Here is a 20,635-nt window from a genome sequence, read left to right on the forward strand (position 1 = left end):
CGTTGAGAGCGAAGCGGAATTCAAAGACCTCGTTCAGGAAACTTTTGAGAAAATAACGAAACGCGTCAGCTTCGCAAAGAAGTGGTGTGAACAGTTCCTTGACTTTCGAATGTTATCTTAATCATTATACTGCGCCGGTCCGACGAGGCTGGGGAGGCGTGAGGTGCTGTGCTGGGCAGAGGGGGACTCACCGGGGCGCCGCGAGGCCGGGACTTCGGAGGTGGCCGCCGCCGATCTGCTACCGGCTACTTACAATCGAGGGGCCGGAGTTATAACGGCGCGAATCGACCTTGCCAATTAGTTCCAAGGCACTAACGGTCGGAGTTTCGGGTCCGCTCCCCGTCGATCGCCTCCGTTTTTAGTATCTGGTCTCGAACTCGAGGTATGACCCGAATCGTCGCCGTCTCCGGCAGCCGGAGCGCGGCCAGCACCACGCGGGCCGCCCTCCGCGTCGCGCTCGACGCCGCGGCCGACGCCGGCGCCGAGACGGACCTGATCGACCTGGCCGCGGTCGACCTCCCGCTGTACCACCCCGAAGAGGACGCCCAAGGCGACAGCGAGGCGCTGAAGCGCCGCGTCCGCGAGGCCGACGGCGTCCTCGCCGGCACGCCCGTCTACCGCGGATCCTACTCGTCGACGTTCAAGAACTTCCACGACTTCTGCGGCTCCGACGAGTACGCAGACACCGCCGTCGGCCTGCTCGCGACCGCCGGCGGCGGCTCCTACGGCGGGACGCTCGAACACCTCCGCTCGACGTTCCGGAACGTCCACGCGTGGACGGTCCCCCACGAGGTCGGGATCCGGGGCGCCTCCTCGAAGGTCGAGACGGGCGGACCGGGAGACGCGGACGCCCCGGACGACGGTCCGCGGATCACCGACGACGACCTCCGCCGGCGCACCGAGCGGCTCGGACGGGTCGTCGTCGAACACTCGGAGCGGCTGCGGGAGTGAGACCGGTCGCGGCCCCGCGGTCGCCGCGCTCGACGCGCCGCAGCCGGCAGGGATTTGCCCCGCGAGACCGATCGTCCCCCGATGAGCCGTATCCGCCCGGACGAGCTGGACGAGCGCCTCGGCACGGACGACGAGCCGTTCCTGCTGGACATCCGCCCCGAGTCGGACTACGGGAGCGGCGCGATCGACGGGAGCCGGAACGTGCCCGTGTACGACGACCTCCGGAGCGGCGACGACGCCGCGCTCCGCCGCCGGCTCGACGAGATTCCCGACGACAGCGAGGTCGTCACCGTCTGTAAGATGGGGATCGTCGCCAAGCGCGCGACCCGCGTCCTCGACGAGGCGGGCTACGAGGCGTCGACGCTCTCCGGCGGGATGAGCGGCTGGAACGGGTACGAGCGGGACTCGCTCGGGTACAAGCTCCGGTCGCTGTGGTGGCGGCTGCGCGGGTGAAGTCGATCGCGTCTGCGAGTTCGTCACCGGCGTCTCGCGACCCCGCCGTCGACACCCTACGACCCCGCCGTCGACGCTCCGCGACCCGCCGGGCTTTTGCCCGGCTCGCGTCTACGTCGCCCATGACCGAACCGGGTGACGACGACCGTGTCCGCTAACCGGAAGGGGGACCGCCGCGAGCGCGAACTGGTGAACGCCTTGGACGAGGCGGGCTTCGCCGTGATGCGCGCGCCGGCCAGCGGCTCCGCGACCGAGCGCGAGCTCCCCGACGTGCTCGCGGGCGACGGCGAGACGTTCTACGCCATCGAGGCGAAGTCGAGCGCGGGCGACCCGATCTACCTCACCGGCGAGGAGGTAGAAGCGCTGTTGTTCTTCGCGCGGAACTTCGGTGCGAAGGCGCGGATCGCGGTGCGGTTCGACCGCGAGGACTGGTACTTCTTCCACCCCGGCGACCTCTACACCACCGACGCCGGCTCGTACCGGGTGAAAAAGGAGAAAGCGCTGGCCGACGGCACCGACTTCCCCGAGTTCGTCGGCGAGACCGAGAAGGTGACGCTCGCGGAAGTCGGCGACGACGGCGACGACGGCGACGCGACCGACCCGGAGACCGAGGAGCGGCGGACGATCTTAGAGGCCGTCCGCGACGGGCACATGCCGGTCGCGGACGCGCTCGACGTGCTGTGACGGTCGGCGCGGCCGCCTTCCCGGGTCGCCTCGACGGCCCGCGGACCCCCTCGCTTATCCCTCGCCGCGTCGAACCCCGGGACGAATGAGCGAGGACTTCGGCCTGCTCGAACCGGCGGACCAGCCCGGCGACGAGTGGGAGAAACTCGACGTCTCCGACACCGAGGCCGACCGGATCGCCCGGCGGCAGGACCGCGAGTTCGACGAGTTCCGCAAGCGGATCAAAGACACCGAGCAGTTCAAGCTCCAGGAGTCGGTGTTCGACGACGCCACGCTGGCGGCGGTGTACAAGCTGGTCCAGGACGGCTACGTCGACGCCTTCGGCGGGCCGGTGTCGACGGGGAAGGAGGCGAGCGTCTTCGAGGCGCTCGGCGGGCAGGCGGGCGAGCGGCCGGAGCCGGGGTCGGAGGCGGCCGGCGGCGGCCCCGAGGGCGTCACGCCCGAGCGCGAGGTCGCGGTGAAGGTGTACCGGATCAACTCCTCGAACTTCCGGCAAATGCGCGACTACCTGGAGGGCGACCCGCGCTTCGAGGGCATCGCGAGCGACAAGAAGGCGGTCGTGCTGGCGTGGACGCGCAAGGAGTTCGCGAACCTCTCGCGCGCGCAAAAGGCCGGCGTCCGGGTCCCGGAACCGATCGCGGTCCAGCGGAACGTCCTCGTGATGGAGCTCGTCGGCCACGCCGCGGAGCGCGCAAGGCGGCTGAGCGAGGTCGACGTGGAGAACCCGGAGACCGCCTACGAGGTCGTCCGCGAGTACATGCGCCGGCTGTACGGTGCCGGCCTGATCCACGGCGACCTCTCGGAGTACAACATGATCATCCACGACGGCGAGCTGGTGATCATCGACCTAGGGCAGGCCGTGACGGTTCACCACCCCAACGCCGGGGAGTTCCTCGCCCGCGACTGCGAGAACGTGGCGACGTTTTTCACCCGGCAGGGGCTCGACGTCGACCCTGACGACCTCCGCGCGTACGTGACGGAGCCCGAGGCCGACCCGACCGGGGAGCCGGCGTCGGGCGGGAAGACGGAGTCGAACGCGGAGGCAGACGGGAAGTCGACCGGAGCCTCCGACGAGGCGTAATTCGGGGCGCTTCCGTCGCGGCGTCGAGGCTCAGACCTCGCGGGCGTAGGTCGCGGTCGGATAGGTTTCCTCGGACAACCCCTGTACGCGGATCAGTCCCCCGGAGTCCGCGTCCGACGCCGGCGGTCTGATCTCCATACGCGTCGCTCGCGGAGTCGACAGAAAAACCTCATTCCGGTGTGACACGCCTTCGGACGGACAACCGGCCGGAGACCACCGTCACGCGGCCACACGGCGCCCGCCGCGGAACACTCTTAAAAGGCTCCGCCGGGTACTCCGTGATATGCAACACGTGACGGTTCCGCAGGACCGGATCGGCGTCGTCATCGGCGCCGGCGGCGAGACGATGCGAGAGATCGAAGAGCGGGCGAACGTGCGGCTCGACATCGACTCCGAGTCCGGCAGCGTCGCCATCGAGGAGCGCGACGACCCCGTGGCGGCGATGGTGGCCCCGGACGTGATCAAGGCGATCGGCCGCGGCTTCAAGCCGGAGACCGCGCTGTCGATCCTCGACCACGACCTCCGGACGCTCGACCTGGTCGACCTCTCCGAACACACTCGCAACGACAACGACCTCCAGCGTAAGAAGGGCCGGATAATCGGCGAGAACGGCCGGACTCGGGAGCTCATCGAGGAGCTGTCGGGCGCGAACGTCGTCGTCTACGGGTCGACCGTGGGCGCGGTGGGGCAGCCCGAGGAGCTGGAGGTGGTGCGGCGCGCTGTCGGAATGCTGCTCGACGGGGCTCCGCACGGCGCGGTGTACTCGTACTTGGAGCGCATGTCGAACGAGCTCGACGACGACGTGAGCTTCAACGCGCCGCAATAACAGAGAATATCTTTTTCCCGTTGCGGCCGCGGTCGCTTTTCGACTAACGACGACCTCTACCGGGATACGCTGATCTCCGCCAAAGCCCCAGCCTCGTCGGCCTTCCTTCAGTCGGCCGACTCCGGCGAAGGACCTCCGGTCCATCTGGCAGCCGACGCGTTGCGTCGCCGACCTCGCGCGTGCTATCCGGCCGTAGAGCGGCCTCGCAGGCACGCGCCGCCGTAGTTTGGCGCCGCTCAACCTCGGCCTCAACGGTCGAGTTAGCGTACTATATAAAGGGTCGTGTGAACTCACCGCATACTGGCCGATACTCCCCCACCGTGTTGCGATTTCGCACGACCTGAACAAAGGGTTTATATAGAATCACAAACAATCAATGGTCGTAATGTCACAGCGCCAGCGGATGGGCAATCAGCCCATGATCGTACTTTCCGAGGAATCGCAGCGAACATCCGGAAAGGACGCGCAGAACATGAACATCACGGCCGGCAAGGCGGTCGCGGAGTCCGTCCGCACCACGCTCGGCCCGAAAGGGATGGACAAGATGCTCGTCGACTCCGGCGGGTCCGTCGTCGTCACGAACGACGGCGTCACCATCCTGAAAGAGATGGACATCGACCACCCGGCGGCCAACATGATCGTCGAGGTCTCCGAGACGCAGGAGGAGGAGGTCGGCGACGGCACCACCTCCGCGGTCGTGGTCGCCGGTGAGCTCCTCGATCAGGCCGAGGAGCTCCTCGACCAGGACATCCACGCGACGACCCTCGCGCAGGGGTACCGTCAGGCCGCCGAGAAGGCCAAGGAGATCCTCGACGAGGAGGCCATCGACGTCTCCGCGGACGACCGCGACACACTCGTCGAGATCGCCGAGACGGCGATGACGGGCAAGGGCGCGGAGAACTCCAAGGACCTCCTCGCCGAGCTCGTCGTCGACGCCGTCCTCGCGGTCCAGGACGACGACGGCATCGACACGGAGAACGTCTCCGTCGAGAAGGTCGTCGGCAGCTCCATCGACGAGTCTGAGCTCGTCGAGGGCGTCATCGTCGACAAGGAGCGCGTCGACGAGAACATGCCCTTCGCGGTCGAGGACGCCGACGTGGCGCTGTTCGACGGCGCCATCGAGGTGAAGGAGACGGAGATCGACGCCGAGGTCAACGTCACGGACCCCGACCAGCTCCAGCAGTTCCTCGACCAGGAAGAGGAGCAGCTCCGCGAGATGGTCGACCACCTCGTCGACATCGGCGCCGACGTCGTCTTCGTCGGCGACGGCATCGACGACATGGCCCAGCACTACCTCGCGCAGGAGGGTATCCTCGCCGTCCGCCGCGCGAAGTCCGACGACCTGAACCGCCTCGCCCGCGCGACCGGCGGCCGCGTCGTCTCCAACCTCGACGACATCGAGTCGGACGACCTCGGCTTCGCCGGCTCCGTCGCCCAGAAGGACATCGGCGGCGACGAGCGCATCTTCGTCGAGGACGTCGAAGAGGCGAAGTCCGTCACCCTCATCCTCCGCGGCGGCACCGAGCACGTCGTCGACGAGGTCGAGCGCGCCATCGATGACTCGCTCGGCGTCGTCCGCACGACGCTGCTCGACGGGCAGGTGCTGCCCGGCGGCGGCGCCCCCGAGGCCGAGCTCGCGCTGCAGCTCCGCGACTTCGCCGACTCTGTCGGCGGCCGCGAGCAGCTCGCCGTCGAGGCGTTCGCCGACGCGCTGGAAGTCGTCCCGCGCACCCTCGCCGAGAACGCGGGTCTCGACCCCATCGACTCGCTGGTCGACCTCCGCTCCCGCCACGACGGCGGCGAGTTCGGCGCCGGTCTCGACGCCTACACGGGCGACGTGATCGACATGGAGGCCGAGGGCGTCGTGGAGCCGCTCCGCGTCAAGACCCAGGCCATCGAGTCCGCCACCGAGGCGGCCGTCATGATCCTCCGCATCGACGACGTCATCGCGGCCGGCGACCTCAAGGGCGGCGGCACCGACGACGGCGGCGACGAGGGCGGCCCCGGCGGCGCGCCCGGCGGCATGGGCGGCGGCATGGGCGGCATGGGCGGCATGGGCGGCGCGATGTGAAGTTCGGCTAACGCCTTCACCCCCCACCCCGACCGCAGCTGTTCCGCTGGACCGCTTCACCGATCGACCGTCGCGCGCCCCTTCGGGCCACGACGACACGCGATTTTTATCGACGCCGACGCTCCAGCGACGCGACCGTCTCGCTCCCCGTCAGTTACGATCCGCGCTAGCGACACCCACATTCGGTCCGCGCTAGCGACACCCACATTCGATCCGCGCGACACGACGGTAACACCCGCGTAACCACTGGACGGCGGTGTCAGCGAGCGATTAAGTGACTCCCGCCCGTTCGTTCTCCCGACGAGGTTCTCACGTTTACGATGCCACAGCAGAAAGCCGACTACGCCGACGACACCGAGATCAACGCCGAACTGGACGAGCTCCCAGACGACGAGACCGTCGAGGAGACGGTCGCGAACTTAGCGGAGCGCGGCTTCGACGTGCTCGTCGTCGACGACGCCGACGAGGCGCTGGAGACTGTTACCGCCCAGATACCAGACGAGGCCTCGGTGATGAACGGGCACTCGACGACGCTCGAAGAGATCGGGTTCGACGAGTTCCTGAGCGAGGGCGACCACGAGTGGGAGAGCCTCCCGGACCAGATCTGGAGCATCGACGACGACGCGGAGCGACAGGCCGCGCGGCGCGATTCGCAGACGGCCGACTACTTCCTCGGTGGGATCAACGCGGTCGCACAGACCGGCGAGCTCGTCGCCGCCGACCTCTCCGGCAGCCGGATCGGCGCGTACCCGTTCGCCGCTGGCAACGTCGTCATCGTCACCGGGATCAACAAGATCGTCCCGACGCTCTCGGACGCCTTCGATCGGCTGGAGTCGGTCGCGTACCCGCTGGAGAACGAGCGCGCGCAGGAGGCGTACGGCGCCGAGTCCGCGATCGCGAAACAGCTCGTCTACCGGCGCGAGACCGAGGAGGGCCGGACGACGGTCGTTCTCGTGCGTGAGCAGCTCGGCTACTGATCTCCCGCGGCCGCGCGATACACGCCGACAGAGCACACGATTTCTCCCTTTGGACGACCGCCAGCCCCCACCGTGCGACGCCGAGACGGTGAGACTGTAACCCGTCCCCGATCCTCCGAGGACCGCCGCGTCGGTTCCGCGGTAGCGCCACGCTCGGCGGTTTCGAACCTTTCCCTTCTCGACGGCCTCGCGGCTGGCGGAGTTGCTCGCCGCGAGGATACGGGCCGGGAGGGATTCGAACCCCCGACCGTCCGGTTAAAAGCCGGACGCTCTCCCTAACTGAGCTACCGGCCCAGACAAATCGCTGTAGGGGCAGCCGACGGATAAACGTTTAGAACCGCGGAAGGCGTCGGCGTCGCCACCCGAAACGGTTTCCGACCCCCAGCCGTCGCCGGGAGCATGCCATTCGACATGCGCGCGTTCGCCGCCGAGCTCTGTCGCCACCGGTCGACCGCCGGCGAGGAGGCGGCCGCGGCCGCGTTCGTCGCCGAGCGGCTCGCCGACCTCGGCTTCGAGACGTACGCCTGGGACGCCGACCCCGCCGTCCTCGCGGACCACCCTTCCTTCCCGGACGACCTCGACGCAGCGGCCGTCGACGGGCGGCGCAGCGTCGCCGGCGTGCTCGAACTGGGCGGCGCGGGCGACGACGGTGGCGCGAGCGACGGCGACGACGCGGCCCCCGAGTCCGCCGCCGCCGACCCGGTCCCCACGCTGGTCCTGAACGGCCACCTCGACGTCGTGCCCGCGGAGGCGGCGGAGTGGTCGAGCGACCCCTTCGAGCCGGTCTGGCGCGACACGTCGGAGCGAAACGCGGACCCGGCCGTCGCCGACGAGGGCGGCGACACCCTCACGGCCCGCGGCGCGGCCGACATGAAGTGCGGGCTCGCGGCCTGCGTCGGCGCCGCCGTCGATGTCCGCGACGGGGTCGCCGACGGCGCAGTCGACCTGCCGCCGTCCGGGCTCCGACTCGTCGTCGAGGCCGTCGCCGGCGAGGAGGACGGCGGGTACGGCGCCGCGACCGCCGCGCTCGCGAACCCGTACCCCTTCGAGCGCGACGCGGCGATCGTCGCCGAGCCGACCGAGCTACGTCCCGTCGTCGCCTGCGAGGGGTCGCTCATGGCCCGGATCGAGATCGACGGCCGGAGCGCCCACGCGGCCACCCGGTGGCGCGGCGAGGACGTGCTCCCGCGCTTCGAGGCCGTGCGGGAGGCGTTCGCGGACTTGGAGACCGAGCGCGGCGAGTCGGTCTCGCACCCGCTGTACGGGTCGTTCGCTGTTCCGTGGCCGGTCGTCTGCGGCCGGGTCGAGGCGGGCTCGTGGGCGTCGACGGTCCCGGCGACGCTCGAAGCGGAGTTCCGGATCGGCGTCGCGCCCGGGGAGACCGTCGCGGAGGTGGAGGCGGCGTTCCGCGAGCGCCTGGACGATGTCGTCGACGCCGACCCTTGGCTGCGCGATCACCCGCCGCGGTTCGAGCGGTTCTCCGTCCAGTTCGAGCCGGCCGAGGTCGCCGTCGACGAACCGGTCGTCGAGGCGGTCCGTGCCGGCCTCGTCGCGACGGGGCTCCCGGACGTCGAGCCGCGGGGCGCGACGTACGGCGCCGACTCGCGACACTTCGTCGCGGCCGGGATCCCCGCGGTGCTGTTCGGGCCCGGTACCATCGACGAGGCGCACTACCCCGACGAGACGATTGCGTGGGAGGAGGTCGTCCGGGCACGCGACGCGATCGCCGCCGCCGCAGGACGGTTCGCGCGCGACTACGCGGCGTAGTCGTCCGGTGACGGGCAGTTCCTACCGGTCGCCGTCGAGGTACTCGTCGACCGCGTCGGCGACGATCGACCCCGGATCGACGCTCTCCATCGACGCCCGTCGGCGCAGCTCGACGTACGTCTCCGCCGGGAGCCGGACCTGAAGCCGACCGAGTTCGACCCCGGCCTCGCTGACGGCGGCCTCGACCTCCGCGCCGTCGTTGACCGCGGACGCGATCGCGCGGACCTCCCGCACGGTGAGGTCGCCGTCGATCGTCGCCCACGCGAGCAGGTAGCGGTCCCGCCCGCCGAGCCGCGCGACGTGTTTCGCCGCGCTGGGGGCGATTCGCCCGTTGGCGACCTGCCGCCGGATCGCCTGCGGGAGGTCGTGGACCCGCGCCCACTTCCGGATAAACGCGACGCTCACGTCGTCTCCGGCACGTTCGGCGGCTTCCTTGTACGACCCGACACCGCGGACGAGCGCCGCGCAGGCGGCGGCGCCGCGCAGCATCAGGACGTTGTCGTCGTCGCCGACGTCGCCGGCCGCGAAGCGGCCCACGGTCCTCGCGGCCTCGGCGACGCTGTCGGGGTCGTTCGGGTCGAACCCCACCGCGTCCGCGGCCCGGTCGCCGGTCACCGACGGGTCCGACCGGACCACCGGTTCGCCGACGGGGGACCGTCGGTCAGCGCGTGACTCCTCGGTCATACACACACCTTCGGGGCCGCGAATATAAACGCCGGGCACCGGGGCGGAACTCGCTCGAACGCCGGACGCGCCGGATCGCCGGGGGTCGATGCGCTTCGCGGTCCGGACCGGTCGTCGGCGCTCGACGCTACTTCGGGGCCCGGGCCGCCCCGTCGTCACCCTCGTCCGTTCCCCTCGCGTACAGGAGGTACGAGTACGCCACGGTGACCGCGGCGGTCGCGAGCGCCGGGCCGACGAGGAAGTACACGGCGTACTCGCCGGCGAAGAGACCGACGGCGGCGATCGCGGCCGAGAGCTTGAACAGCCGAGCACCGAGCGCGTGGGTGCGGTCCCAGACGGCGTCGTCGCTGAGCGTCCACGGCGTCCGGATCCCGAGGAACCAGTTCGGCTCGACGTGCGGGAGCAGGGTCCCGAGGTAGTAGAACAGCGCGGCGCCGCCGGCGGCCGCGACCGTCGTCACGTCGACCGCGTAGCCGAGGTTGACGGCGAGCACGGCGAGGTGGAGGGCGACGAGGAACGCCGTGAGGACGACGACGAACCGGTCGTAGTGGACCCGGAACGCCGCGACGTTCTCCCACAGGGGATCGATCCGCGGGAGCACGGCGAACAGGCCGATCAGTCCGGCCGCGAGCCCCGGCACGAGCCACATCCCGGCCGTCCGCGAGAGCGTCTCGGTCGGCTCGCCGGCGGCGTTCCACCGCGTTACCATTCGCTGCGGGAGGTCCGGTGCGACTGCGAGGCTTGCGGCGGCGCCGACGGCGACGAGGAGGACCGCGACGCCGAACCGGAGCCGCGTGGAGAGCACGGATTCGGAGGGCATGCGGCCGGAGACACGCGCCGAACCGATAAAAGGTACCCACCCGTGCGACTCCGACCCGAAGACCCCGGCGCGACGCAACCCTTACCGGTCGTGACCGCCAACTCTGGCCATATGACCGACGAACGCGACGACGACGGCCACGAGTTCTCCTCGGGGCAGGGCGTCGACGCCGACTACGACGCGTTCACGCTCGACCCGCCGGAGCTCGGCGAGGACCCGAGCCGCGTCGACCCGGTCGACTCCCGGGTGCTGACCGAGGAGCTGGACCGCCGGAACATCGGCAGCGAGGACGTCGACGTCGAGCAGCTGATCGACGTGGGCCTCTCGTACATGGGGATCAACCGGTTCGAAGAGGCGACGGAGACGTTCGAACGCGCCGCCAACTTCGCCGAGGAGGACTCGCTGGAAGCGCAGGAGGCGTGGGTGAACAAGGGCGCCGCCCACGCTCAGTTGGAGGAGTTCGACCAGGCGATCGGCGCGTATCAGGAGGCGCTCCGGATCGACGAGGAGTCCGAACACGCCGCGACCGCCGAGACGAACCTCGCGTACTCGCTCTGGGAGTCCGGCCGGAGCGAGCAGGCGCTCGAACACGCCGAGCGCGCCGTCGAGACCGACCCGCGCTTCGCGGAAGCGTGGTACAACCGCGGGTTCCTGCTGGTCGAGCGCGGGCTCGCCGAGGACGCGGTCAAGTGCTTCGACAACGCGATCCGCCTCGGCTACCGCGACGCGGGGGTCCTCGAAGAGAAGGCGCGCGCCCTCGAGGAGGCCGGCGAGCACGAGCAGGCCGAGGAGGTCGCCGACCGCGCCGAGGAGCTCCGTCGCGAGGCCGAAGAGCAGATGGTCGAAGAGCAGACTGGGCAGGCCCCCGGACCCGGCGGGCAGGGTCGTCAGGGCGGTCGCGGCGCTCCCGGCGGACAGGGCCGTCAGGGCGGGCAGGCCGGCGGCGGGCGGGGCGGCGACCCCGAGGGCCCGGAGCGAGAGCTTCAGGGCGAGGGGCCAGAGGGCTTCTGAATGCTCCTCCGCGAGCGCGAGACCGCCGAGGGACGGCTCGTCTCCGTCTGTGATCCGGACTGCCTCGGCGAGACGTACGACAACGGCCGCGCGACGATCACCGTGAGCGAGGAGTTCTACGGCGGCGACGACGCCGTCGAGGCGACCGCCGAGGAGGTCGTCGCGGGACTTCAGCGCGCACAGGTCGCGAACATCGTCGGCACCGAGGCGGTCGGCGTCGCCGTCGACGCGGGGCTCGTCGACGAGGAGACCGTCTTAGAGTTCGAGGAGACGCGGCACGCGCAGTTGCTCTGGCTGTAGCGGCGCACCGCCGCCCGCGTCTCGCCGGGATCCGAACCGGCTAAGGGCGCGGGCGACGAGGCGAATCCGATGAGACGACTCACGCGGAGCGAACTGGCGTCGCGGGTGGGGCCGCGGCCGCCGTCCGACGCCTTCTGGCGGCGCGCGATCGACCGCGGGGAGGCCGCGCTCGGCGTCGGCGCGGACGCCGTCGGCGGAGGCGCGGCCCCGGGCGACGAACCGGACGACGGACCGACGGAGCCGCTCGACACGGGGGACATCGTCGACGTGGGCGACCACGCCTTCGTCGTCGTCGACGCCGACCGCACCGAGAGCGGCGGGCGGATCTACCGGATCGAACTCGTCGCCGACCGCGAGGGAGACTGAGGATCGGGAGACGGATCGACTCGGAAGACGGGCCGGACCGGGTGGCGAAACCCGATCAGAGCCCGGCGACGTCCTCGATGGCGTCGGTGAGTTCCTTCACGCTCTCGACGGTGTGCTCGCCCATGTGGCCGATTCGGAACGTCTCCTCGCCGAGGTCGCCGTAGCCGTTCGAGAACGCCATGTCGTACTCCTCGCTCACTTCCTCGATCGTCGCGGCCACGTCGATCCCCTGCGTGTTCTCGATGCAGGCGACCGTCTGCGACTCGTACCCCGCCTCGGGGAACATCGCGAAGTGTTCGTCGGCCCAGTCGTGGACGTACTCCGTCATCTCGCGGTGGCGCTCGTCGCGGGCGCGGTGGCCCTCCTCCAGCATGCGTTTCATCTGCTTGCGATACGCCAGCATGATCGGAATGGCGGGCGTCGAGTGGGTCTGTCCCTTCCGGTCGTAGTAGTCGATCGTCCGGCGGAAGCCGCCGTACCACGAGGAGTCGCCCTTCTCGACCTCGCGGTCGTAGGCGTCGTCGCTCACGACGCAGACCGCGAGCCCCGGCGGCATCGCGAACGCCTTCTGAGTGGACGCGAAGATCACGTCGATGCCGTGTTCGTCGATGTCGACGTAGTCGCCGCCGAGCGACGAGACGGCGTCGACCGCGAAGTACGTGTCCGGGTACTCGGCGATCACGTCGCCGATCTCCTCGACCGGGTTCCGCACGCCGGTGGACGACTCGTTCATCACGCCCGCGACCATGTCGTACTTCGCGTCCGCGGACTCGATCGCCTCGCGCACGTCCGCGGGTTTGACCGCCTCGCCCCACTCGTACTCTAGCCGGTCGACGTCCTTGCCGAGCCGCTCGGCGACGTTGGCGTAGCGCTCGCTGAACGCGCCGCAAGTCGGGACGAGGACGTGCTCGTCGACGAGGTTGAGCGTCGTCGTCTCCCAGAACTCCGTGCCGGAGCCGGTGAGAATCACGACCTCGTGGTCGGTGCCGAGGAACTCCTTCGTGTCCTCGACGATAGTGGTGTACAGGTCGGTCATCCGGTCCATCCGGTGCCCGAACATCGGCTCGGCCATCGCCTCGATGACGTCGTCGCGGACCTCCGTCGGGCCGGGGATGTACAGCGTCTTCTCGTCGTAGTCGTCGCGGTATTCGCGTTTCTTCGTCACGGGATCCACCTGTTAGTTCGTACCGGGACGCGTGCGGGTATGTTCCTTGTGTTACGTTCAAAAACCGGGAACGCCGGCGCCGGGCGCGACCGGCGGCGGGCCGAGGCGGCACCGCGGTGGAGTTGCGCGGATCAACCGTCTTTATAGGCACAGAGCAGAGAATCATGGTATGATACACACACCGAGAGTCGCAACCGCCCGGGGTGGCCCGCCGTGAGCGGCGACGAGGAGCTCGCGAAGGACCTCGGCCCGCTCGCGGCGCTCACCATCGGGATCGGGACGATGATCGGCGCCGGGATCTTCGTCCTGCCCGGCACCGCGGTCGCCCGCGCCGGGCCGCTCGCGGCGTTCACCTTTGTCCTCGGCGGCGTGATCGCCCTGTTCACGGCGCTTTCGGCCTCCGAGCTGGGCACCGCGATGCCGAAGTCCGGTGGGGCGTACTTTTACGTTAACCGCGCGCTCGGGCCGATGTTCGGCTCCGTCGCGGGGTGGGCGAACTGGCTCGGGCTCGCGTTCGCGTCCGCCTTCTACATGTACGGCTTCGGCGAGTACGTCAACGCCCTCATCGGCCTCGGTCCGGTCGGGATCGGCTTCGTGACGCTGGAGGCGGCGCAGGTGATCGGGCTCGCGGGCGCGCTCCTCTTCATCGCGGTCAACTACTTCGGCGCGAAGGAGACCGGCGGACTCCAGATCGTCATCGTCCTCTCGCTCCTCGGGATCCTCGCCGTCTTCACCGTCGTCGGCATCCTGAACGCCGACATGGAATCGCTCCGGCCGCTCGCCCCGCCGGGAACGACGAGTCAGGTGCTGCCGGTGACGGGGATCATCTTCGTCTCGTACCTCGGCTTCGTCCAGATCACCTCGGTCGCCGAGGAGATCAAGAATCCCGGCCGCAACCTCCCGCTCGCGGTGCTCGGCTCGGTCGTCATCGTGACGGTCGTCTACGCGCTGTTCCTCCTCGTCCTCCTCGCGGCGGTGCCGAACGAACTCGTCGCGAACAACGAGACCGCGGTCGTCGACGCCGCCAGACTCCTCTTCGGGCAGTACGAGGTGTTCGGCTTCTCGCTGGGCGCGCTCGGCGCCAGCATGCTCCTGATCGGCGGGCTCCTCGCGACCGCCTCGTCCGCGAACGCGTCGATCCTCTCCTCGTCGCGGATTAACTTCGCGATGGGCCGCGAGAAGATCGTCACGCCGTCGCTCAACGAGATCCACGAGCGGTTCGGAACGCCCTACAAGTCGATCGCGCTCACCGGCGCGCTCATCCTCGTCTTCCTCGTCGCCGGGAGCGTCGAGTCGCTGTCGACGATGGGCTCCGTCCTCCACCTCGTCGTCTACGGGCTGCTCAATCTCGCGCTCATCGTAATGCGCGAGTCGGAGGTCGAGGGGTACGATCCCGACTTCGAGGTCCCGTTCTACCCGCTCGTTCCGATCATCGGTACGATATCGTCGTTCGCGCTGATAATCTACATCGACCCGACGATCATTCTGCTGTCCGCCGGGCTCGTCGTCTTCGCGCTGCTCTGGTACCTGCTGTACGCCCGCGGGAAGGTGGAAGCGCGTGGCGTGCTCGGCTCGTGGATCCTCGACCGCTCCGAGGACCTGCCCGAGCAGGCCGTCTCGGCGGCGACCTCGGTCCAGCCGAGCGGCGACGACTACAGGGTGATGGTGCCGCTCGCGAACCCCGCGACCGAGGAACACCTGATCACGCTCGCCTCGGCCATCGCAAAGCAGCGGGACGGCACCGTCGTCGCGGTCAACATCGCGAACGTCCCCGACCAGACGTCGCTGGAGGCGGCCCGGGACCGCGGCGCCCACGAGGCGGCGCACGGTCTCCTCGATCAGGCCCGCGAGGACGCGGAGACGTTCGGCGTCGACGTGGAGACCCACGTCGTCCTGTCGCACCGCGTGTTCGAGGAGGTGTTCGACGCCGCGCGCACCTACGGTGCCGACATGACCGTGATGGGCTGGGGCGAGGACTCTCACGGGGCGCCCGGGCGCGCCGAGTCCGCAGTCGACGAGCTGGCGTACTCGCTCCCCTCGGACTTCCTCGTGTTCCGCGACCGCGGGTTCGACGCCTCGCGCATCCTCGTGCCGACCGCGGGCGGTCCGGCCTCGGACCTCTCCGGCGCCGTCGCGAAGATGCTCCAGACCGAGTTCGACGGCGAGGTCACGCTGCTCCACGTCGCCGAGGACGACGAGGAGGCGGGCCGCGCGTTCCTCACCGAGTGGGCCGACGCGCACGACCTCTCCAACGCCACGCTCCGGATCGAAAGCGGCGCCGTCGAGAACAGCATCGAGCGCGCCGCCCGCGACGCGACGATGCTCATCATCGGCGCGACCCAGAAGGGACTGCTCTCGCGGCTGGTCAGCGGGTCGCTCGTGTTGGACGTGCTCAACGAGGTGGAGTGTTCCGTCCTGCTCGCTGAGCCCCGTAGCGAGCGCGGCATCCTCGGCCGGCTGTTCGGGAGCGGCGCGCGGTCGAACGACGTGACGGACGCGACGGAGACGCCAGCGGAGGTTGGCGTCGGACCGGAGCCGTCAACGCCCGAGATCGACGAGGGCGCGGACCAGGGGTCGAGCGCGGGCGACGAGTCGAAGGCAGACTGACGCGGCGAATTTATGTTACATAGCGGGTGGCGTCCGAACGATCCCCGTCAGCCCCAGTGCCAGAAGTGGTTGTCGTCGTCCTCGACCGGGTCGGTGCGCTCCCGGAGGGCGGCGACGTCCTCGGCGGTCGGCTCGTGGTCGTCGGGGAGCCGCTCCATACAGTCGAAACAGAGGAAGAACTCCGAGCCGTCGGTGAGTTCGAGCGTCAGCCCCTGCGTCGACTCGAACGCGAAGTTCCACAGGTCGCCGATCCCGCCGGCGATCCGCACGGACCGCTCGCACACGTCGCACGCCTCGGAGGCCATACGCGTCTCTCACGGGGTCCGCGGGGTAAGGCGTGTCGCCTCGGTAATTATATATCGCCGCTGTTTGGAGAGACGCAATTGACAGCTCTGCGGTGAACACCGCTCAATCAGCACCCACTCGTTTATAAGCGACTATCAGCAGACCGGCGGCGAACACTCCCAAAGCCCCAGCCGGCGAGGCGGGCGCACGCTCGCTGCGCGCCTCACTCGGTCGCTGTCGCTCCCTCGTTCGGTGCTTACGTCGCCTGCGCCCGCCTCGCCGGCTGCCCCTTTGAGTCCCGCCCGACCGCAACCGCACGGCGCCTCACGCCTCCCCAGCCTCGCGGTTCGCGCTCTTCGAGCGCTCACCGCGTCCAGCGAGAATCGAAGATTCTCTGGCAGCCGGCGCGTAGCGCCGGCGACCTCGCGCGCTCCGTCGCGGCCGCCGAGGGCGGCCGCTCGCAGGCACGCGCCACCGTGAGGGATTCAGCGCTGCTCCGTGTTGATAACGTGTCCGTCGCTCGGGTCGAACCCGACCGCGACCGCGCCGTCGAGGGGGTCGACGGTCCGGACGAGCAGTTCGCGGTCGCCCCAGTCGAGCGTGACGCGCGTCGTCTCGCCGAGGAACTCCGCGCTGGCGACCGTCGCGCGCAGCGTGTTTTCGCCGACCGGAGCGGCGGTCTCGCCGCCCCCTGCTCCGCCCGCGCTCGCGACGCGCAGGTGTTCCGGACGGACGCAGAACGCGATCCGGTCGCCGACTTCGGGCGAGTTCGTCGCGGGCGCGCCCTCCCCCGCATCGCCGCCGCCCCCGGGTGCGACGCGGAGGGTCTCGTCGCCGCCGTCGACGTCGACCGCGAGTTCGCCTTCGCCGAGCGACTCCACGACGCGGCCCGCGAACACGTTATTGTCGCCGACGAACTCCGCGACGAACCGCGTCGCGGGCTCGCGGTACACCGTCCGCGGGGGTGCCACCTGCTCCGGCGTCCCGTCGTTCATCACCGCGACGCGGTCGGAGACGGCCAGCGCCTCCTCCTGGTCGTGCGTGACGTATATCGTGGTAATCGACAGTTCGGACTGGATCCGCTTCACCTGCGCGCGGAGCCGTTCGCGGAGCCGCGCGTCGAGCGCGCTCATCGGCTCGTCGAGGAGGAGCACGTCGGGGCCGGGCGCGAGCGCCCGCGCCATCGCGATCCGCTGCTGTTGGCCGCCCGAGAGGCTCTCCGGGTCGCGGTCGGCGGCGTCCGGCAGGTCGACCAGTTCGAGGAGTTCCGCGACGCGCTCGTCGCGCGTGACGCCGTCGGGCGGGTCGGCGAAGTTGAGCCCGTACGCGACGTTCTCTCCGACGGTCATGTGCGGGAACAGCGCGTAGCTCTGGAAGACGACGCCCACGTCGCGGTCCTCCGGGGGCACGCCGGCGACCGACTCGCCGCCGAACCGGACCGTCCCGCTCGTCGGCTCCTCGAACCCGGCGATCAGGCGGAGCGTCGTCGTCTTCCCGCAGCCGGAGGGACCGACGAGCGTGAAGAACTCGCCCTCCCGCACCCGGAGGCGCACGTCGTCGACCGCGGCCGTCTCGCCGTAGCGCTTCGTCACCCCGTCGAGTTCGACCGCGACCGGTGGGTCGGGCGCAGACTCCGACTTCGGTTCAGAGCCCACGGTGGTCACCCCCGAGCCGCTCGATGACGACGAAGCTGACCCCGGTGACGACGAGCAGGACGACGCCCATGGCGGTCGCCGGTCCGAGCCGCCGCCCGATGAACCGTTCGATCGCGACGGGCATCGTGTACGCGTCGGCGCCGGTCGCCAGCACGACGGTCGAGGTGAACTCGCCGATCGAGACGGCGAACGCGAACGCCGCGCCCGCGACGACCGCGGGCCAGACGAGGGGGATCTCCACGTCCCGGATCACCCGCGCCCGCGAGGCGCCGAGCGCCCGCGCGGACTCGACGAGCGAGCGGTCCAGCCCGGCGAGCCCGGGCGAGACGGTGCGCACGACGAACGGGTAGCCCGAGACCGCGTGCGCGACGACGATCGCGGCCGCGCCGCTCGCGGCGATCCGCCACCCCCCGATCTCGACGCCGAAGACGAGCCCCCGCAGGAGACCGAGCCCGACGATGATCCCCGACACCGCCAGCGGCGCCATCGCGGCCGCGTCGACCAGCGTCCGCCCGCGGTACCGCCGCGTGGTCAACACCGCGACGACGACGCCCATCGGGAGCGCGAGCAGCGTCGCGCCCGTCGCGAACGCGAGCGAGTTCCGGATCGCGGGCCACGGCCGCACCTGAAACGCCGCCCCCGTCTGCTGGCGCTCGACCAGGAATCGGTAGTGGTCGAGCGTGAGCGCGCCGTCGCCGCCGGTCACCGACGCGAGGACCATCGACGCGATGGGCGCGAGGAAGACGACCCCGGCGACGACCCCGTAGGCGGCCAGCCCGGCCCGCGGCAACAGCTCGCGGAGCGTCGCGGCGGGCGGGGAGAGCGGGCGCCGGGGGAGCGGCCGAGCGCCGCGCGCGCCGGTCGACTGCCGGGCCTCGTACCGGAGGTACGCGAGCAGGACGCCGAGCGAGACCGCGAGTTCGATGATCGCAAGCACGGCGGCCTCGGCGTAGCTCAGGTCCCGCACCAACCGGTAGACGAGCACCTCGACGGTCACGAGCTCGAACCCCCCGAGCGCCAGGACGATGGGGAAGGTTCCGAAGGTGAACACGAACGTCAGCGCCGCGCCCGTGAGGACGGCGGGGTACACCTGCGGCGCGACCACGTCGACGAACGCCCGGACCGGCCCGGCGCCGAGGCTGCGGGCGGTCTCGACCGCGCTCGCGTCCACCGACTCCCACGCCGCGGTCGTCACGCGCGCCACCAGCGGCGCGTTGTAGAACGCGTGGGCGATCACCACCGCTTCGAGGGTGAACATGAGTTCGACCCGCGGGAGTCCGAGCGTCGTCAGGGCGGCGTTCAACGTGCCGTTCTCGCCGAACGTGGCGACGAACCCGACCGCCACCATGATCGACGGGAGGACGAACGGGACGATGGTGAGCGAGCGCAGGGTTCGCCGCCCGGGGAACTCGAAGCGCGCGAGCAGGTAGGCGGCCGGGAGGCCCAGGGCGACGCTCGCGACGGTCGAGAGGACCGCTTGGTACGCGGTGAAGCCGACGATCCCGAGCCGGCGGTCCGGCGAGAGGAGCGCCCGCGCGACCGCGACCGGGGACTCGCCCGACAGCAGCCGGGCGAGCTCGCCGAAGTAGAACGGGTCGGTGAGCACCTCGGCGAAGGCGCCGAGGGTGACGGCGCCGTCGACGACGACCGCCTCAATCAGGACGGTCGCCGTCGGGTAGTAGAAGGCGACGACGAGCGCGGCGCTGGTGAGGACCGCGAGCGCCGTCAGCGCGCGCGCCTCGGCCCAGTTCCCGAGCCGAGACAGTCGCCCGTCGTGGTCGGTCACGCGCTCGGTCCCTCGTCGGACACGCGATCAGTTCCCGGCGTACTGCCGCTCCCAGGCCTCGACCCACGCGTCGACCGAGCCCTGGAGCTCGTCGTAGGTGAACGTCACCGGGTCGGCCGGCTCCTTCGCCAGCTCGGCGTAGTCGCTCGGCAGCTCCGCGCCGTCGGTCGACGGGAACGCGACGTTGCGCTGGGCGATTTCCCCCTGAACGTCCGGCTCCAGCATGAACGACATGAACTCGCGGGCGAGGTCGGGCTCGTCTGCGTCGGCGAAGAGGGCCATCCCCTCCGGGTTCGCGTACGCCTGGTCGTTCAAAAAGCGGATCTGGTGCTTCTGGAGGTCCGCGCCCTCCATGTCCGCGAACACCTGATCGGTGGAGTAGGAGACGACGATCGGCGCCTCCCCCTCGCTCCACGCCGCGTACGCGTCGTCCCAACTCCCCAGCACGCGCACGTCGTTCGCTTGGAGTTCCGCCCAGTAGTCGAGGTAGTCGTAGTCGGGGTCGCCGTCCCCGCCCGCGACGGCCTCGCCGTCGCCGTCGCTCGCGACCCCGCCGTCGCCGAAGCGGCTGATCGTGTGGAGGAGGAACGCCCGCCCGGTCGCGGAGCCGCCGGGGTTCTGCGCGATGAGCGCGCCCGCCTGCTCGTCGTCGAGCAGTCCGTCGAACGTCTCCGGCGCCTCTGTGGTCGTGCTGTCGTACACGAGGCTGACGTAGCCGGTGTCGAACGGGACCGCCCGCTCGAACGGGTCGAACCGGAGTCCCTCCTTGACCGCGTCGCGCCCGTCGACGTCGCCCGCCTCGGCGAAGAGGTCCTCGTCGAGCGCCCCGTCGACGCGGACGAGGTCCTCCGTCGTGAGCCCGACGTAGAGGTCGGCGTCGATGCCCGCGCCAGAGGCGGCGCGCTCAACGTAGTAGTTCACCTCGTTGTCGGGCGTCGCCCACTCCAGCGTGGCGTCGTACCGGCTCTCGAACTCCCCTTTGAGCCACTCGCCGGGGCTCACCGACGGCGCGTCGATGAAGTTCGTGTACGTGGCGACCGTCAGGGTCGGCGTCTCGTCGCCGCCGTCGCCGCTCTCCGATCCGCCGTCGTCGGTTCCGTTGCCGCCGCCCCCGTCCCCGCCGTCGCCCCCGTCGTCGACCTGCTC

The 20,635-nt window shown here is 70.3% G+C and carries 19 protein-coding genes, 1 tRNA gene and 1 pseudogene; 13 read left to right on the forward strand and 8 right to left on the reverse strand.

Annotated features, from left to right (window positions below):
- The 8 genes and pseudogenes from EXE47_RS17105 to EXE47_RS17140 form a co-directional block, all read left to right on the forward strand.
- A pseudogene (locus EXE47_RS17105) lies at nt 1-121 on the forward strand (IS630 family transposase); the annotation flags it as partial.
- 263 nt (nt 122-384) lie between these two features.
- Nucleotides 385-951 (forward strand): NADPH-dependent FMN reductase, encoded by a 567-nt coding sequence (locus EXE47_RS17110; protein ID WP_049932033.1) that lies wholly within the window; start codon nt 385-387, stop codon nt 949-951.
- An 81-nt stretch (nt 952-1,032) separates the two neighbouring features.
- Nucleotides 1,033-1,404 (forward strand): rhodanese-like domain-containing protein, encoded by a 372-nt coding sequence (locus tag EXE47_RS17115; protein ID WP_049932035.1) that lies wholly within the window; start codon nt 1,033-1,035, stop codon nt 1,402-1,404.
- 135 nt (nt 1,405-1,539) lie between these two features.
- The gene (gene hjc, locus EXE47_RS17120; RefSeq protein ID WP_049932036.1) at nt 1,540-2,088 is read left to right on the forward strand and encodes a Holliday junction resolvase Hjc; all 549 of its coding nucleotides are present in this window, start codon (nt 1,540-1,542) and stop codon (nt 2,086-2,088) included.
- 85 nt (nt 2,089-2,173) lie between these two features.
- Entirely contained in the window at nt 2,174-3,169 is a 996-nt protein-coding gene (gene rio1, locus EXE47_RS17125) for a serine/threonine-protein kinase Rio1 (RefSeq protein WP_049932038.1), read from the forward strand.
- Nucleotides 3,170-3,452: 283 nt separating this feature from the next.
- Nucleotides 3,453-3,995, forward strand: a complete 543-nt coding sequence (locus EXE47_RS17130) for a KH domain-containing protein (protein ID WP_006114650.1) — start codon at nt 3,453-3,455, stop codon at nt 3,993-3,995.
- Between the two features lie 418 nt (nt 3,996-4,413).
- On the forward strand, nt 4,414-6,066 hold the full coding sequence (gene thsA / locus EXE47_RS17135; RefSeq protein WP_080508593.1) for a thermosome subunit alpha: 1,653 nt from the start codon (nt 4,414-4,416) through the stop codon (nt 6,064-6,066).
- A 320-nt stretch (nt 6,067-6,386) separates the two neighbouring features.
- Nucleotides 6,387-7,043 (forward strand): lactate utilization protein, encoded by a 657-nt coding sequence (locus EXE47_RS17140; RefSeq protein ID WP_049932039.1) that lies wholly within the window; start codon nt 6,387-6,389, stop codon nt 7,041-7,043.
- Between the two features lie 220 nt (nt 7,044-7,263).
- Here the strand turns inward: EXE47_RS17140 and EXE47_RS17145 are convergent.
- Nucleotides 7,264-7,337 (reverse strand) — tRNA-Lys (locus tag EXE47_RS17145).
- 105 nt (nt 7,338-7,442) lie between these two features.
- Here EXE47_RS17145 and EXE47_RS17150 point away from each other — a divergent pair.
- Nucleotides 7,443-8,810: a M20/M25/M40 family metallo-hydrolase gene (locus EXE47_RS17150; RefSeq protein WP_089308512.1), complete on the forward strand. Its 1,368-nt coding sequence runs from the start codon at nt 7,443-7,445 to the stop codon at nt 8,808-8,810.
- A gap of 21 nt (nt 8,811-8,831) precedes the next feature.
- On the opposite strand, the gene EXE47_RS17155 is transcribed toward EXE47_RS17150, so the two are convergent.
- Together EXE47_RS17155 and EXE47_RS17160 are read right to left on the reverse strand one after the other, a co-directional pair.
- Nucleotides 8,832-9,494, reverse strand: a complete 663-nt coding sequence (locus tag EXE47_RS17155) for a hypothetical protein (protein WP_049932043.1) — start codon at nt 9,492-9,494, stop codon at nt 8,832-8,834.
- Nucleotides 9,495-9,621: 127 nt separating this feature from the next.
- Nucleotides 9,622-10,314 carry an SdpI family protein gene (locus tag EXE47_RS17160; protein ID WP_089308511.1) on the reverse strand — a complete coding sequence of 231 codons (693 nt, stop codon included), beginning with the start codon at nt 10,312-10,314 and terminating at the stop codon, nt 9,622-9,624.
- A 111-nt stretch (nt 10,315-10,425) separates the two neighbouring features.
- On the opposite strand from EXE47_RS17160, the gene EXE47_RS17165 reads away from it, so the two are divergent.
- The 3 genes from EXE47_RS17165 (at nt 10,426) to EXE47_RS17175 (ending at nt 11,991) form a co-directional block, all read left to right on the forward strand.
- Complete coding sequence (locus EXE47_RS17165; protein ID WP_089308510.1) at nt 10,426-11,325, forward strand: tetratricopeptide repeat protein; 900 nt, start codon at nt 10,426-10,428, stop codon at nt 11,323-11,325.
- A complete protein-coding gene (locus tag EXE47_RS17170) occupies nt 11,326-11,625 on the forward strand; it encodes a DUF424 domain-containing protein (RefSeq protein ID WP_049932049.1) in 300 nt (99 codons plus the stop codon). It begins immediately after the preceding gene.
- A 69-nt stretch (nt 11,626-11,694) separates the two neighbouring features.
- Entirely contained in the window at nt 11,695-11,991 is a 297-nt protein-coding gene (locus EXE47_RS17175; RefSeq protein ID WP_049932051.1) for a hypothetical protein, read from the forward strand.
- Between the two features lie 55 nt (nt 11,992-12,046).
- On the opposite strand, the gene EXE47_RS17180 is transcribed toward EXE47_RS17175, so the two are convergent.
- Nucleotides 12,047-13,156 carry an alanine--glyoxylate aminotransferase family protein gene (locus EXE47_RS17180; RefSeq protein ID WP_089308541.1) on the reverse strand — a complete coding sequence of 370 codons (1,110 nt, stop codon included), beginning with the start codon at nt 13,154-13,156 and terminating at the stop codon, nt 12,047-12,049.
- 213 nt (nt 13,157-13,369) lie between these two features.
- On the opposite strand from EXE47_RS17180, the gene EXE47_RS17185 reads away from it, so the two are divergent.
- Nucleotides 13,370-15,763: an amino acid permease gene (locus EXE47_RS17185; protein ID WP_089308509.1), complete on the forward strand. Its 2,394-nt coding sequence runs from the start codon at nt 13,370-13,372 to the stop codon at nt 15,761-15,763.
- 47 nt (nt 15,764-15,810) lie between these two features.
- On the opposite strand, the gene EXE47_RS17190 is transcribed toward EXE47_RS17185, so the two are convergent.
- The 4 genes from EXE47_RS17190 to EXE47_RS17205 form a co-directional block, all read right to left on the reverse strand.
- The gene (locus EXE47_RS17190; RefSeq protein WP_049932058.1) at nt 15,811-16,068 is read right to left on the reverse strand and encodes a hypothetical protein; all 258 of its coding nucleotides are present in this window, start codon (nt 16,066-16,068) and stop codon (nt 15,811-15,813) included.
- Nucleotides 16,069-16,533: 465 nt separating this feature from the next.
- Nucleotides 16,534-17,703: an ABC transporter ATP-binding protein gene (locus tag EXE47_RS17195; RefSeq protein ID WP_089308508.1), complete on the reverse strand. Its 1,170-nt coding sequence runs from the start codon at nt 17,701-17,703 to the stop codon at nt 16,534-16,536.
- Nucleotides 17,693-19,489: an iron ABC transporter permease gene (locus EXE47_RS17200; protein ID WP_089308507.1), complete on the reverse strand. Its 1,797-nt coding sequence runs from the start codon at nt 19,487-19,489 to the stop codon at nt 17,693-17,695. Before EXE47_RS17200 ends, EXE47_RS17195 begins: the two co-directional genes overlap by 11 nt.
- Nucleotides 19,490-19,516: 27 nt before the next feature.
- Nucleotides 19,517-20,635, reverse strand: a 1,119-nt coding sequence (locus EXE47_RS17205) for a thiamine ABC transporter substrate binding subunit (RefSeq protein ID WP_137708543.1), incomplete at its 5' end; no start/stop codon positions are given.

It is taken from the genome of Halorubrum sp. GN12_10-3_MGM (assembly GCF_005435235.1).
GTDB classification, from domain to species: domain Archaea; phylum Halobacteriota; class Halobacteria; order Halobacteriales; family Haloferacaceae; genus Halorubrum; species Halorubrum ezzemoulense.